Origin of the sequence: Caballeronia telluris (assembly GCF_001544495.1) — a bacterium.
In the GTDB taxonomy this organism is placed as follows: domain Bacteria; phylum Pseudomonadota; class Gammaproteobacteria; order Burkholderiales; family Burkholderiaceae; genus Caballeronia; species Caballeronia telluris.
In genome coordinates this window covers 59,906-73,183 of record NZ_FCNZ02000023.1, presented here as the reverse complement: position 1 = coordinate 73,183, position 13,278 = coordinate 59,906, and the positions used below count along the sequence as shown (strand labels likewise).

Sequence of the window (13,278 nt, the reverse complement as noted above, 5' to 3'; positions counted from 1 at the left end):
GCGAAAGCCGTGACATGGCCCGGAACGGGTCGGCAGCGGGTAATTATTATTTTAAATGTCTTTGTCCTGTTTGCGGCCGAGGTTCCCGCCGCGGTAAGCAGGAAGTTGTTGTACGCGTGGGGTTCACAAAGCACAGCCTTGTAAGGTAAGGAGCTACCCAACCCGGAAAGTTGTATAGGAATGAGGCCATCCATAGCCGTGTCGGCGAGCAAGATGGCCGAGTACGCACTGCCCGATGTCAACGCGAGTCTGACCGACGATGCCTATTTCTCGATCTGCTGATTCCAGCGCTTATCCCACTGCGCGCGATTCGCGTTGATCGAGTCCCAGTCCACCACAGTCACCTTCTTCACGAGCGCGTTCAGGTCGCCAAGATTCTTCTCCATGTCTGGCGTCATTTTCGCCTGCGTGTTGGTGGGAATCTGCTTGCCGGCCTCCGCCGCCTTCGTCTGCGCGGGCGCGGACAACAAGTATTGCGCGAGCTTCTGCGCGAGCGCCGGGTCCGAATTGTTCTTCACGACGCACACATCCACGAGCAGCAGCACTGCACCTTCCTTCGGCGCCACGTAGGCCACCGGCAGACCCTTGCCCTTGAGATCGCCGATTGCGGTCGGCGTGAGTGGGAAGAGGCCGGCTTCGCCCGTCGTGATCATTTCCGAGAGCTTCGCCGAGTTCGGAATGTATTCGACGACATTCGGACCGACCGTCGTTGCCCATTTGCTGAAGCCGGGCTCGACGTTCTTCTCGCTACCGCCCCACAAGCGGTTGAGCGCGAGGAAACCATGCAGGCCGAAGGTGCTGCTCGACGCCGACTGGAACACGACCTTGCCCTTGTACTTCGGATCGGCGAAATCGAGCCACGAGGTCGGCGGCGCCCAGCCCTTTTCGTTGAAGAGCTTCGTGTTGTAGCCGATGCCGGTCATGCCGAGCTGCACGCCCGCGCCCATGTCGTCCTTCAGGCGCGCGAACGGATACAGCTCCTTGAGCACCGGCGCATCGTCGAGCTTCTGGCACACGCCCATGCTGACGGCGCGGGCCATCACGCCGTCATCGAGGAACGCGACGTGGATCTGCGGGCTGTTGCGGTTCGCGAGCAGCTTCGCTAACACGTCGGACGAGGTGCCCGGCACCACGACGACCTTCACGTTGTTGGCCTTCTCGAAATCGGGCAGCACCTGGCTCGTGTATGCCTTTTCCATCGGCCCGCCGTTCATGCCGATGTAGATGGTCTTGCTCTGCGACCAGGCGGAAGACGACGTGCCGAGCGCAACGAGCGTGGCGAGCGAAACGAGTGTGTGAGACAGCTTCATCGAAAATTTCCTTGTTATGACTGGGGGATGACGGAAAGAGGCATCGAACTGAACCGTCCGATCGAAAAGGCCTCGATCGGCGTGCTGGTTTCGCCCTGCGTGACGATCTCGGCGAGCACTTCGCCGACGCCCGGCGCAAGCAGGAAGCCGCCGCCCGAAAATCCGAATGCATGAAGCAGACGCGGCGTGGTGCGGCTTGGTCCGATGACCGGATTGTTGTCGGGCGTCTCGCCCTCGACGCCGCTCCACGTGCGAATCAGAAGCGCATCGCGCAATGAGGGCAGCAGCGCGCAGGCGTCGCGCATCACGGCACGCGTCGTCGCCGTCGATGGCTGCGCGTATTCGCCGTCGCCATGTCCGCGTCCGCCCCCGATCACGCAGTTGCCGCGTTCGACCTGACGCGCATAGATGCCGCCGCCGACCACGCCGAGACTGTGCCCGATAAAGAGCGGCAGCGGCTCGGTCACCCACATGTTCGGATAGATGGGCTTCATCGGCGCGCTTTCGCCGAAGCTGCCCGCGATGCGGTTCGCCCACGCGCCCGCGCTGTTGACGAGCCAGTCGGAACTGATGCGCTCGTTGCCCGCGCGCATCTGGAAGCGCGTGCCGTCGAAGGCGATGTCGGCGAGCTCGGTCTGTTCGCGCACGTCGGCGCCGGCGCGCCGGGCGGCATGCGCGAAACCCGGCGAGACGAGACGCGGATTCGCGTGGCCGTCGCTCGGACAGAGCGAGCCGCCGATCGCTGCGGGCCCGAGCCACGGATAGCGCTTGCGGAATGCGGCGCCGCTCATCACCTGCGATTGAACGCCGTATTCGCGCGCCATCGCGGACCATCGATCGAGCACGTCGAGATCGGCTTCGTAGCGCGCGAGACGCAGATGACCCGACATGACCATCTCGCCGTCGATGCCGATCAGCTCGGGCAGGCGGCCATACACGCGCCGCGCGCGCACGGCGAGCGGCAACTGTTCTTCCGTGCGTCCCTGCGTGCGCACGCCGCCGTAGTTGACGCCGCTCGCCTGCGCGCCGCAGAAGCGCCGTTCGATCAGCGCGACGCGCATGCCCGCTTTGGCGAGCGCAAGCGCCGTCGACGAGCCGACGAGCCCGCCGCCCGCGATCACCACATCGTAATGGCGGGCGTCACTCATCGTGGGCTTCCTCGGGCTGCACCTGCACGCCGTCGTCGTAGAGCATCGGTGTGATCGGGATGGGTTTGATGGGCGCCTGGCTGCGCAGACGGCCGACCTCGGCGAGCGGCTTGCCGGTTTCGGCGGCGAGGAGCGCAATGGCGGATTCGCTGCACATGCGGCCCTGACAGCGGCCCATGCCGATACGCGTGAGCGCCTTCAGCCGGTTGACTTCCGTGGCGAGGCCGCTGCGGATGCACCCGCGCATCGTGCCGGCGGTGACTTCCTCGCAGCGGCACACGGTCATGTCGTCGGGCCAGTCCTGCGCGGCGTTCGCGGGCGGCGCGAATGCATGCTCGATGCCCGCGCGGAAAACGGCGATGCGTTCGAGTTCGCGTTCGAGCTTCGCTGCATCGGGCTGAGCGCGTTCGTGAGCCATGATGCCGATGTCTTCGATCAGCGCGAGCGCAACGCGCCGTCCCGCGAGCTCGGCGGCGTCCGCACCGGCGATGCCCGCGCCGTCGCCGGCGAGATACACGTTGCGTTCCGAGCTGCGGCCCGCCGCGTCGCGCTCCGGAAGCCAGCAGCGATTGAGCGCGTCGAAGCGAAAGCGGCATCCGGCGAGATCCGCGAGCTGCGTTTCGGGGCGCAGGCCGAAACCCATGCCGACGGCATCGCAGTCGAGCGTGCGTGGCTCGCCGCGATGCGTGCGCCAGCGGATGCCGTACACGGCATCGTCGCCGTCGATGTTATCGAGCGTCACGCCACGTTCGATACGCACGCCATGCGCCTGCAGCCATGCGACGTAATACAGGCCCTTGGCGAACGTCGCAGGCTGGTTGAGCAGGCGCGGCGCGGCGGCGGCCTGACGCGAGAACGGGCTTGTATCGAGCACGGCCGCGACCCGCGCGCCCGCTTTCGCGTATTGATAGGCGACGAGATACAGGAGCGGCCCGGTGCCCGCGAACACGACGCGCGAACCGATCGCGCAGCCTTGCGCCTTCAACGCGACCTGCGCGCCGCCGAGCGTGAAGACGCCCGCGAGCGTCCAGCCGGGCAGCGGCACCACGCGATCCGTCGCGCCGCTCGCGATGATCAGATGCGTGAACGGCACGCTCGCCTCGCGTCCCGCGTGAAGGGTGTCGAGACGGTTCTGCTCACACGCCCACGCGAGCGTGTCGGGGCGGTAGTCGACCTTCGGCAGCAGCTTCGCCATCGCGCCGTGCACGGCTTCGGCCTTCTTCGCTTCGAAGCCGTAGAGCGTCGCTGCACTGCGTTTGAAGCCCGCGTCGGCGGGCGGCTGCCGATAGATCTGTCCGCCCCAGCGCGCGTTCTCGTCGATGACGACCGGCCGCAATCCCGCCGCGACGAGCGTCTGAGCTGCGCGAACGCCAGCCGGTCCGGCACCGACGATCACCACACGATGCGCGCCGGTCATCGCACGTCCTCCGTGACGACACGCATGCCCGCTTCGATGCGCGTCGAACATGCGCGCATGCGCTTGCCGTCCTCGCCGCGCACCCAGCAGTCCTGACACGCGCCGATCAGGCAGAAGCCCGCGCGCGGCTTGCCGCTGAATTCGCTGTGCCGCACATGCCGTTGCTGCAAGAGGATGGCGGTCAGGAGCGTATCGCCCGCGAGCGCTTCGGCCGGCACGCCATCGAGAACGAAGGGAATGCGCGCGCGCTCGATCTCGTCGAGACGAACGAACTGCGGCGCATGATGAATCGTTGCGGTGCTCATGAGTATGGGCTCAGTGCTGGCCGATCAGAATGCGGTTGAGCCCGTACACGCGGTCGAGAATCAGCATCGCGCCCGCGGTGATGAAGATGACGAGCGCTGAGACGGACGCCATCATCGGATCGAGCGATTCGGTTGCGTACATGTACATTCGCACCGGCAGCGTCACCGTTTGCGGCGACGTGACGAAGACCGACATCGTCAGCTCGTCGAAGCTGTTGATGAAGGCCAGCAGCCAGCCGCCGGTGATACCGGGCAGGATCATCGGCAGCGTGACGCGGCGGAAGGTCGTCCACGAGCTTGCGCCGAGCGACGCCGCCGCGTGCTCGATGCTGCGGTCCATGCCGCTCACCGACGCGAGCACGAGCCGCATCACGAACGGCGTGATGATGACCATGTGCGCGAGGATCAGCCACGCGAACGAGCCGGTTACGCCGATCAGCGCGAAGAAGCGCAGCATCGCGATGCCGAGCACGAGGCCGGGAATCACGAGCGGCGAGAGCAGCAGGCCGTTCAGGAAGCCGCGCCCCGGAAAGCGCGCGCGGCCGATCGCGAGTCCGGCGGGCAACGCGATCACGAGCGACAGCGTCGCCGATGCGAACGCGAGCTTCACGCTGTTGAAGAACGCCGAGATGAAGTCGGGATAATCGAGAATCGCGCGGAACCAGCGCAGCGAGAGGCCGTGCGTGGGCAGCGTCAGCGTTTCTTCGGGCGTGAACGCGACGAGCATGACGATGACGAGCGGCGCCAGCACGAACAGGATCACGATCGTATGGAACGCCAGCGCGACGGGACCGTTTTTGCGCATGATGGATCGCCTCGTTCAGCCCATGCTGCGCGTATAGCGCCGCTCGAGCACGCGATAGTAAGTGAGCATCACCACCAGATTGGCGATGAGCAACAGCACCGCGATGGTTGCGCCGAGCGGCCAGTTCAACGAACTGAGGAACTGGTCGTAGACGGTGGTGGCCGCGACCTTCAGACGGCGTCCGCCGAGCAGCCCAGGAATCGCGAAGGCGCTCGCGGACAGGCCGAACACGATCAGACTGCCCGACAAAATCCCCGGCACGAGTTGCGGCAGCACGATGCGCCACAGCGTGACGGCGGGCGAGGCCATCAGCGAGAGCGCGGCGTTTTCCGTCTGCGGATCGATGCGCTGCAGCGCGGTCCACACCGGGATCACCATGAACGGCAGCATCACGTGAATCAGCGCGATGACGATCGCGAACGTCGTATAGAGCAGCTTGTACGGACCGAAGCCAAACGCGCCGAGCAACTGATTCACGAGCCCGTTCACGTTGAGCAGCATGCTCCAGCCGAACGCGCGCACGACGACCGAGACGAGCAGCGGCGCGAGAATCACCAGCAGGAAGATGGACCGCCACGGATCGCCCATGCGCGACAGAATGTATGCCTCGGGCGTGCCGATCACGACACACAGCAAGGTCACCAGCGCGGCGATGCCGAACGTGCGCGCGAAGATCGTGTGGAAGTACGACGAGCCGAGCACTTCGGCGTAGTTATGCAGATCGAACGCGGCGACGGGGCCGATCGCGGGATCGAATCGATAGAACGTGAGCGCGAGCGTCATCGCGAGCGGCACGATCACGAGCACCGCGAAAAGCAGTAGCGCGGGCGCGCTCATCATCCAGAGCGGCAGATTCGCATGCCACGGCGCGCGCGGGGCGCTGTTCGATTCCGCCGCCGACGCAGACTCGGAAGAACGCAGCGTGCTATCCACGGGCGGCCTCCTGCTGGATGAAGCGGATCGATTCCGTGTTCCAGTCGATGCCCACTTGCGCGCCTTCTTCGAGCGGCTCGTCGCCGTGATTCTGGCAGCACACAAGCATTTCGCCCGCGCGACTGTCGAGCCGGTAGAGCCACTGGCTGCCGAGAAAGAAGCGGCTCGTCACGCGGCCCGGCAGACGTCCGCTGCCCGCCGCGCCGAGCCTCAATTTTTCCGGACGGATGCACACGGTGACCGCATCGCCGACGCCGATCGCGCGCTCGCGCTCCGGAAGCTGCGAGGTCGAGCCCGTCTCCGCGAGATCGTGGCCGAGATCGACGCGAATGGCGTCGCCGTCGCGCGCGACGATCGTGCCGCGCAGCATGTTGGCCTTGCCGATGAACTGCGACACGAAGCTCGTCTCGGGACGCTCATACGCGCGATAGGGCGTATCGACCTGCGTAATGCGGCCCGCTTCCATCACGACGACGCGATCGCTGATCGACAGCGCTTCGGACTGATCGTGCGTGACCATGATCGTCGTCGTGCCGATCTTGCGTTGAATGCCGCGCAACTCGAACTGCATGTCCTCGCGCAGCTTCGCGTCGAGGTTGGACATCGGCTCGTCGAGCAGCAGCACGGGCGGCGCGATGACGATCGCTCGCGCGAGCGCCACGCGCTGACGTTGCCCGCCGGACAACTCGCGCGGAAAGCGATGCGCGAACTTGTCGAGCCGCACGAGCGACAGCGCGTCGCGCGCGCGCTCGCGGCGCTCGCTCTTGTCGATGCCGCGCATCTCCAGCCCGAAACTCACGTTTTGCTCGACGCTCAGGTGTGGAAAGAGCGCATAGCTCTGGAACACAATGCCGAGGCCGCGCCGGTTTGGGCGCATGTGGGTGATGTCGCGGCCGTCGAGCATGATGCGCCCGCGCGTCGTTTCGATGAAGCCCGCGATCATCTGCAAGGTCGTGGTCTTGCCGCAGCCCGAGGGTCCGAGCAGCGAGACGAATTCGCCTTTCTCGACCGATAGATTGACGTCGGCGACGGCGTGCAGATCGCCGAACGATTTCGACAGATCGGTCAATGTGAGGAATGACATGGCCTGCCCCTTCGGCGCGTCGCGCGCCGCCTGTGTGCGACTGATTCAGATGACCGACTCTAGCCAGCCAAATTTCCGTGCGTCAATTCGAATTCCACTGAATGAGTGAAACTTGCTTGTGAATTTCGAACAATGGAATTTTTACTGCTTTGGCAAGGAAATTATTTCGATCAACGTGATTTGGGTTATCCCTTAGATTGCGCAACGCGGCCTAATCGGGTCGAATAGGGCGGAGAAATGCATGGCGCGGACATTCCGTTGAATGGAATACACGAGGCGACGATGAAAGCTTCTAACGAGGGAAACGGAACGCAAGCGCCGGACGCGCCGGGCGTCGGCATGCTCCAGCGTGCGTTCGCCGTGATTCGCGCGCTCGGCGAGGACCAGGCCGAAGGCAGCCGCGTCACCGCGCTTGCGAAGGCGGTGGGACTGACGCAGGCCACCGTGCATCGCATCCTGCATGCGCTGATCGCGGAAGGCGTCGTCGAACAGGACGAAGGGACCAAGCGTTATCGGCTGAGCGTAGATTTCTTCTCGCTGGCGGCGCAGGCGGGCAATCCGAGCCGGATGCGCACGCTGTGTCGGCCCGTGCTGCTGCGTCTGTGCGCGAGTCTTGGCGACACCATCTTCCTGCTCGTGAAAAGCAGCTTCGATGCGGTTTGCCTCGACATGTGCGAAGGTCCTTATCCAATCCGTTCCTTCACGGGCGATGTAGGCGGGCGGGTCGCGCTGGGCGTGGGGCAGGGGAGCCTCGCTATTCTCGCGTTCCAGCCGGAAGCCGAGCGCGAAGAGATCATCCGTTACAACGTGCCGCGGCTGCACAACTACGGCGTGTTCGACGAGGTGTATTTGCGCACGGAGATCGAGCGCGTGCGTGCGCAGGGGTACGCGGGCCGCAACAGCGGGTTGATTGACGGGATGGCGGGCGTGGCGGTACCGATTCTTGACCGCTCGGGGAATGCAGTCGGCGCGTTAAGCGTCGGCACGCTGTCGACGCGCCTGGGCGAAGACCGCCTGCCGATGGTGGTCGAACTGCTGAAGCGCCAGGCGCAGGCGCTCGGACCGCAAATTAATCCGTTCGATGTGGCCGTGCGCCGTCCGGCTCATGGCCTGACGCGCGCGATGGCCACCAGGCCGCTGTCAGGGCCGGCGGAATAAACGGCGGAACGATACGAGCGCGCTCGAAGCGTCAGCGGCCACAGGCCGGTGCCCGGCTCGACGCCATGCGCGCTCGTCGTCGCCGCCCGCGAGCCGCAGTGGCCGTCAGCCCATAAAAGGTTGCGCTGCCTTGTTTCGAAAATTTGCCGACGCGGCCCGCCTCACGTGGCGGGGAGATGAGGTCCGTGAGCGCCGCGCGGCCACCGTTCATTCACGACAACTTTCCATGGGAGCGCTCACGCTTGTGTGTATGCCAACCGAGGATTGTCGCTAACTGACATAAATCTATTTGCCGCACATTGATAAACAATCCTAAATAGGATCGTCGTTTCATTGCGCAACGCAGGCGGCGCTTCGTGGTCGACGCATTCATGCACCGTGATTTCGCCATACGGCAATGCCGCCGTTCGACCGCGCCAGTGGCGGCGTTGTACAGCGTCTTGAATTAGCAACATAGTGCAATTCGGTTTCATCCATTCCGATCTCCAGCATTTTTGTGCGATCAGCCGGAGGGGTTATGAGTAGCCAGACGATCGGCAGCGTCCTGCCCGCAAGCGATACTCCCCTTGAGCTTTTCATGCATGAGATCATGTTGTCAGAGGGCCCGTGCGCGATCCTCGATCGCGCCGGCGTGGTCACGAAGACCAATCTCGCGTTCGAAAGCGTCGCACCTGCGTCCAAAGGCCGTCCGCTCACGGCTTCGTTCATGCTGGCGGGACTCAAGCCCGGCGCGCCGCCTGATGAGCTGATCGCCGATAGCCCTGTCGAGGCGCTGTACCGAAGCCCCACCGGCGCGCTCGTGCCGGCCTCGCTGCACGCGCTCTACCGCTTTCCAGAGAGCGGAGACCGTCTGTTGCTCGTCGCCGATGTGCTCCAATGCGGCGCGCGGAATTGCGGCGTCTGGAAGACTCGCCGCTTGCTGTGATGCGCGTGTGCGTGGACGGGGTCATTCGAAGCGCGAATTCATCGACCTACAGCGCGTTGACGCTCGCGCCGGATAAGTTGATCGGGCGTTCGCTGTTCTCGCAATTCAAGGAAGCGGATCCGCCGCCGAAGAACCATCCGAACCCACGCACCACCAAGCGCTGCTTCGACAATTGCCTGAAGCGGAGCCAGCGAGTCAAGCTAGATGTCGCGCTGGGCAAATACACCAATCACGAGCGCGAAGCGGCGCCGATGCTGCTCATTTCGGATCTCGCGCCGGACGGACGTGCGCTCGGCGTGCTCGCGGTGATCGAACTGACGCTGGAGGACCGCGTGCGTGAGCAGATCGCGCGCATTGCCCGCGATGTCTCGATCCGATCGTGGGAAGAGCGGCTACGTTGGATTCTCCGCCAGATCAAACGGCTGATTCCGTTCGATCACGCGACCTTCGGCATGTATGCAGAGCGCGCGAAATATTTCCGCGCATTCGCACTGTACTCATGCGACGGTGACGACCCGACCGCCGACGTGGTCAAGGCCCGCGAAGACTTCGACTGGGTGGAGCGATGGCTGCCGTTGCCGGAGGGAATCGCGGAGTACCTCAGTAAGGGCAGGGCGTCGATTCCGGACATTCTTAGCTTCGTGCGCGAATACCCAGGGTTCGCGGACAACGAGGTCGTGCGGATGTATCAACGGCAAGGCATGATCTCCGCGACGTCACTCATCGCCAAGGACTCGAAGGGACCGAGTTCGGCGCTGTCGCTCTGCTCCCGCAGCCGGATTTACTCGGAGGTCGAGGGTGAAGTGTTGCGCAATCTCGACCTGGAGCCGGTGCTGATACGCATCGAGGATGAAATCGAGCGCCAGCGCCACGATCTCGGCGTGGCGCTGGCCAAGCAGCTCGCGCAGGCGAAAGAGCTGCCGGCCGTCACGTGCGAGATCGTCGAAAAAAAAGCTCGCGCAGAACTACGAGCGGGACTACGTCTCGCTGTATCGGGTCGACCGGCAGGCGGAAGTATTCAGGCTCTTCTATCAGAACAAGGACGCGAGCAAGCTGTTTCTTATCCGCCCCGACTATGCGCAGCCATTTTCGATTGGGATGCTCGGCAGTCGCTTCCACCTGCGCAAAACGGTCGTGATCAACGAGATCGGCAATCCGAAGTTCTAGCAGTACGGATATGTCAGTCTCGGACGCACGGTCGTGCATTCCGCGATCACCATTCCATTGTTTCTCTATGGCCGAATCCGTTGGATGCTGCACGTCGAGACGCGCGAGGGGCACGCATTCCACGGCGCCGATTTCGATTCGTTGACCGAGCTGACCGTTTTGCTGCAACACGGTATCGATCAGCGCGCGATGGCCGAGATCAACAAAGTCGTCATGAGCGAGACCCGCCAGGGCGTCGTAGTGGTCGGCATGGAAGGCACCATTCTGTCGACCAACAAGGCGGCCCGCCGGCTGCTCGGCGTTCATGGCGAGCGGCCGCAGAAAAATTTCCTGAGCGACTACACGGCCGAACAGGACGTGTGCGCGCAGGAAGTGTTCAAAGGGCTCGTAGCGACTGAAAAGCGCCGCATCGAGCTGCTGGGTGAGGACGGGCAGACGCGTCCCGTGCTGGCGACGCGCCGCGTCCTGAAAGGGAGCTTCGACACCGCGATCTGGTTTCTCGTCGACGTGAAGGCGCGCCAATGGGAAGTGGATATGCGCTTCATGCGCGAAGCCGCCGCCGACATCGCCCAACAGACACGTGCGCCGCTCGCGCTCGCGAGTTCGCTGGTGTGACAGATGACGGCGTTGTGCCGCGGCGCGTCCGCATCTGCCCGGACAAGCGGGGCGGATCTCGAAAAGCGCCTTCTTGCCGAAATCGGCAAGGCCGACATCACCTTCGAGCGCCTGGCGGAAAGCATCGATCTGCGCCGCTATCCCGTGCGCACACCGACGTCGCTCGATCTCGGACGCCTTGTGCAACGCATCGTCGACGGGTTGCCGAGCGCGACCGGATCATGAGCACGGTCGCGACCGCTGCGAAGCAGATTGCCGTCGTTACCGATGACACTGCGCGACTCGAATTGATCATTCAGGCGCATCGAGGATTGCGCACGCAACTCGCCGGCGCGCGCCATCGGCCGCTTCGCCAGGATGCACGCGACGCCGTACTTCTCCACGGATAGCGCGCACCAGACGCTGTTCGCCGATCCGGCAAGCCGCGCGAGCCTCGGCCTGATCGTGCTCGATGGCATGGTGCGCAAGGAGAAGACCGGAGGCACCGGCAACGGCAGCGCCGCGATCGCTTTGCTCGATTACATCGCCAGCGTGCTGCCAACGGTGCCGGTCATCGTGCTGGTTTCCGTCCGCATCGAGGGACTCGACGGGCGAGTGCTGAACCGTGACAACGTGACCTCGCTCGATCTTGCCCAAACGAATTTCGACGAGGCCCTTGTGCGCGCGCTCAGCAGTGTCGCGAACGTCCGCCAGGCGCCGGGCCCGCGGGCGCGCGGGCCGAGACGGGCGAATCAGCGCATCGCGGTGAAAATCGGCGAGTTCAAGGCGGACTACACCGTCTGGCAAGGCAAGAAGGTCCACAACGAGACCTATCCGTATCGCAACCTGCAGGACCTGCAACAACTGCTGGAGGGCATCACGGCCTTTTCTCCTGCCCTGGGGGGCAGGCCGCTCGCACCGAATACGTCCGCCGTGCGCTCCTGAAGTTGCCGCTTCCACTCGGTGATCTGGTTCGGGTGAACATCGAATTGCTGTGCGAGTTCGGCCAGCGTGCGCTCGCCGCGCACCGCCGCCAGCGCCAACTTTGCTTTGAACGCCGCTGAGTGCGTACGCCGTGTTCTCTTGGTCATCTTCCGGGATCCTTTGCCGAGCATTATGCCCGGCCTCTCCACCTATACCACTGTCCGGATTGCTGGGGCCACCTCTGACAAAGTCGTCGACGTTGAGTCGCACTCTGTTCGATTGCACCGTGAGCTGCCCCATAGCACGATTAAGATTTCGCCAGAGGCCGGGCATATGGTTCACTACACGACGGCCGAAGAAATCGCAGGCGCGGTTGATCTGATGTCGGAAAGGCGCGAGCTCGAACGCGTGAACTCTCGTACCGAGCCCCGCTGACACTCCACCGGCACACGACCGCTTGGCCGATGCGATGGATGTACCGTAACGTCGCATTGCGACCTTACGGGATCGAACGTTCAGGCGGGTGGCCGCCGATCCTCTACCGGACGCGACTTTGATGTGTCGATTGTTTTGCGTGCAAAAATGGTCGCGGTCTATTTTGCCTGTGCCTCCGATGTGCCCTGTTACGGGACAGATGTTTAGCGCGTCGCAATGCCAGCCAACTTGCAGGAGCCACGGCGCCTAGAATGTGCGCCGCCCGCTCTGACGCCGATAGCGAGACGGCAGGGTTTCTGCGTTGCTCTCGGCATTGGCCAACGCACATCTTGTCGATCTAACATATTTGCGCGAACGCATACGAGCGACGTTTTCTTCGCCTGTGCCTCGCCTCGACGCTCCGATCGGCTGATCCTTGACGCCTTCGTCCCGTGACTTCACCGCATCGCGGTTGAATTGCTATCGCGCGATAGCTGCGTCGTGCATCAACAATTTATCCGCTATCCGGACCGGCACTACCAACTGAAGCTCGGAGATCTCGAATCGAACCCCTGACGATCGACGAACGGATTCGGTTACAAGCGTACGAACTTTGGCCGCAGGATGGGAGCATGGAAGGATGCGCGGACGAGTATTGGTGACTAGTTCGGGAAAGCGTGGAGGAACAGCTTTGACAACAGCAGGGGCAGCCGCACCCGACAGCCCCACAGGGATAAGTCAAGTTCAGAGCCCTGCACGCGGTCGAGCAGATGAGCGAAGACCAGTGGCGCCAACTCCGAAAAGGTCACTGGCGCAAACACCTTGACTAGGCGCGCAAGCAGCGTATCGATACCGGCGCGCATGCCGACCGGCTCGATCGCGAGCCACATCGCATCGATGCGGATCAACACCCTTATAGCCGCGATCCGCAGTCGCTCGCGGCCGCCACCGGCCTGCGCACGGCGATCGCCATTGCGCCCTGCGTACGTCGATCTCAATGTGTAGACACCGGGGCCTTGCTCTCGGCGGACGACGGACTTATCTGGCGGACATTGCAGTTCACCGACCTGGCCCACTTATTGCCTTACGGTTGC

General features: G+C 63.8%; 15 protein-coding genes and 1 pseudogene. 7 read left to right on the top strand and 9 right to left on the bottom strand.

The annotated features are described in order from the left end of the window. Nucleotides 1-263: 263 nt before the first annotated feature. Genes AWB66_RS24815 through AWB66_RS24785 form a run of 7 tightly spaced genes read right to left on the bottom strand, consistent with a single transcriptional unit; the run spans nt 264 to nt 7,002 of the window. A complete protein-coding gene (locus AWB66_RS24815) occupies nt 264-1,310 on the bottom strand; it encodes an ABC transporter substrate-binding protein (RefSeq protein WP_087632736.1) in 1,047 nt (348 codons plus the stop codon). 14 nt (nt 1,311-1,324) lie between these two features. Continuing rightward, on the bottom strand, nt 1,325-2,458 hold the full coding sequence (locus AWB66_RS24810; protein ID WP_087632735.1) for an NAD(P)/FAD-dependent oxidoreductase: 1,134 nt from the start codon (nt 2,456-2,458) through the stop codon (nt 1,325-1,327). Further along, nucleotides 2,451-3,875, bottom strand: coding sequence for an FAD/NAD(P)-dependent oxidoreductase (locus tag AWB66_RS24805; protein WP_087632734.1), 1,425 nt, complete (start codon nt 3,873-3,875; stop codon nt 2,451-2,453). Before AWB66_RS24805 ends, AWB66_RS24810 begins: the two co-directional genes overlap by 8 nt. Then, nucleotides 3,872-4,180 carry a (2Fe-2S)-binding protein gene (locus tag AWB66_RS24800; RefSeq protein ID WP_087632733.1) on the bottom strand — a complete coding sequence of 103 codons (309 nt, stop codon included), beginning with the start codon at nt 4,178-4,180 and terminating at the stop codon, nt 3,872-3,874. The genes AWB66_RS24805 and AWB66_RS24800 overlap by 4 nt, the downstream gene beginning before the upstream one ends. Before the next feature lie 10 nt (nt 4,181-4,190). Further along, nucleotides 4,191-4,985 (bottom strand): ABC transporter permease, encoded by a 795-nt coding sequence (locus AWB66_RS24795; RefSeq protein WP_087632732.1) that lies wholly within the window; start codon nt 4,983-4,985, stop codon nt 4,191-4,193. A 15-nt stretch (nt 4,986-5,000) separates the two neighbouring features. Next, complete coding sequence (locus AWB66_RS24790; RefSeq protein WP_087632731.1) at nt 5,001-5,918, bottom strand: ABC transporter permease; 918 nt, start codon at nt 5,916-5,918, stop codon at nt 5,001-5,003. Next, on the bottom strand, nt 5,911-7,002 hold the full coding sequence (locus AWB66_RS24785) for an ABC transporter ATP-binding protein (protein WP_087632730.1): 1,092 nt from the start codon (nt 7,000-7,002) through the stop codon (nt 5,911-5,913). Before AWB66_RS24785 ends, AWB66_RS24790 begins: the two co-directional genes overlap by 8 nt. A 282-nt stretch (nt 7,003-7,284) precedes the next feature. Here AWB66_RS24785 and AWB66_RS24780 point away from each other — a divergent pair, with 282 nt between their 5' ends. The 6 genes from AWB66_RS24780 to AWB66_RS33070 all read left to right on the top strand — a co-directional run bounded on the left by AWB66_RS24780 (nt 7,285) and on the right by AWB66_RS33070 (nt 11,791). Further along, on the top strand, nt 7,285-8,160 hold the full coding sequence (locus AWB66_RS24780; protein ID WP_087632729.1) for an IclR family transcriptional regulator: 876 nt from the start codon (nt 7,285-7,287) through the stop codon (nt 8,158-8,160). A gap of 517 nt (nt 8,161-8,677) precedes the next feature. Further along, complete coding sequence (locus tag AWB66_RS24770; RefSeq protein ID WP_125469781.1) at nt 8,678-9,085, top strand: hypothetical protein; 408 nt, start codon at nt 8,678-8,680, stop codon at nt 9,083-9,085. Further along, complete coding sequence (locus AWB66_RS33075; protein ID WP_159462937.1) at nt 9,052-10,650, top strand: hypothetical protein; 1,599 nt, start codon at nt 9,052-9,054, stop codon at nt 10,648-10,650. The genes AWB66_RS24770 and AWB66_RS33075 overlap by 34 nt, the downstream gene beginning before the upstream one ends. Next, the gene (locus AWB66_RS33770) at nt 10,625-10,867 is read left to right on the top strand and encodes a hypothetical protein (protein WP_159462936.1); all 243 of its coding nucleotides are present in this window, start codon (nt 10,625-10,627) and stop codon (nt 10,865-10,867) included. The genes AWB66_RS33075 and AWB66_RS33770 overlap by 26 nt, the downstream gene beginning before the upstream one ends. 12 nt (nt 10,868-10,879) lie before the next feature. Further along, nucleotides 10,880-11,092, top strand: coding sequence for a hypothetical protein (locus tag AWB66_RS24755; RefSeq protein ID WP_125469779.1), 213 nt, complete (start codon nt 10,880-10,882; stop codon nt 11,090-11,092). A 132-nt stretch (nt 11,093-11,224) separates the two neighbouring features. Next, nucleotides 11,225-11,791: a hypothetical protein gene (locus AWB66_RS33070; protein WP_125469778.1), complete on the top strand. Its 567-nt coding sequence runs from the start codon at nt 11,225-11,227 to the stop codon at nt 11,789-11,791. Here the strand turns inward: AWB66_RS33070 and AWB66_RS24750 are convergent. Beyond that, nucleotides 11,764-11,937 (bottom strand): annotated as a pseudogene (locus AWB66_RS24750) (transposase); the annotation flags it as partial. The gene AWB66_RS33070 and the pseudogene AWB66_RS24750 sit on opposite strands and share 28 nt — an antisense overlap. A gap of 741 nt (nt 11,938-12,678) precedes the next feature. Between AWB66_RS24750 and AWB66_RS34990 the strand changes: the two are divergent. Further along, a complete protein-coding gene (locus tag AWB66_RS34990; protein WP_327355336.1) occupies nt 12,679-12,846 on the top strand; it encodes a DUF2934 domain-containing protein in 168 nt (55 codons plus the stop codon). Here AWB66_RS34990 and AWB66_RS33510 read toward each other — a convergent pair whose 3' ends face one another. Then, entirely contained in the window at nt 12,847-13,260 is a 414-nt protein-coding gene (locus AWB66_RS33510; protein WP_143328359.1) for a hypothetical protein, read from the bottom strand. Between the last annotated feature and the right edge of the window lie 18 nt (nt 13,261-13,278).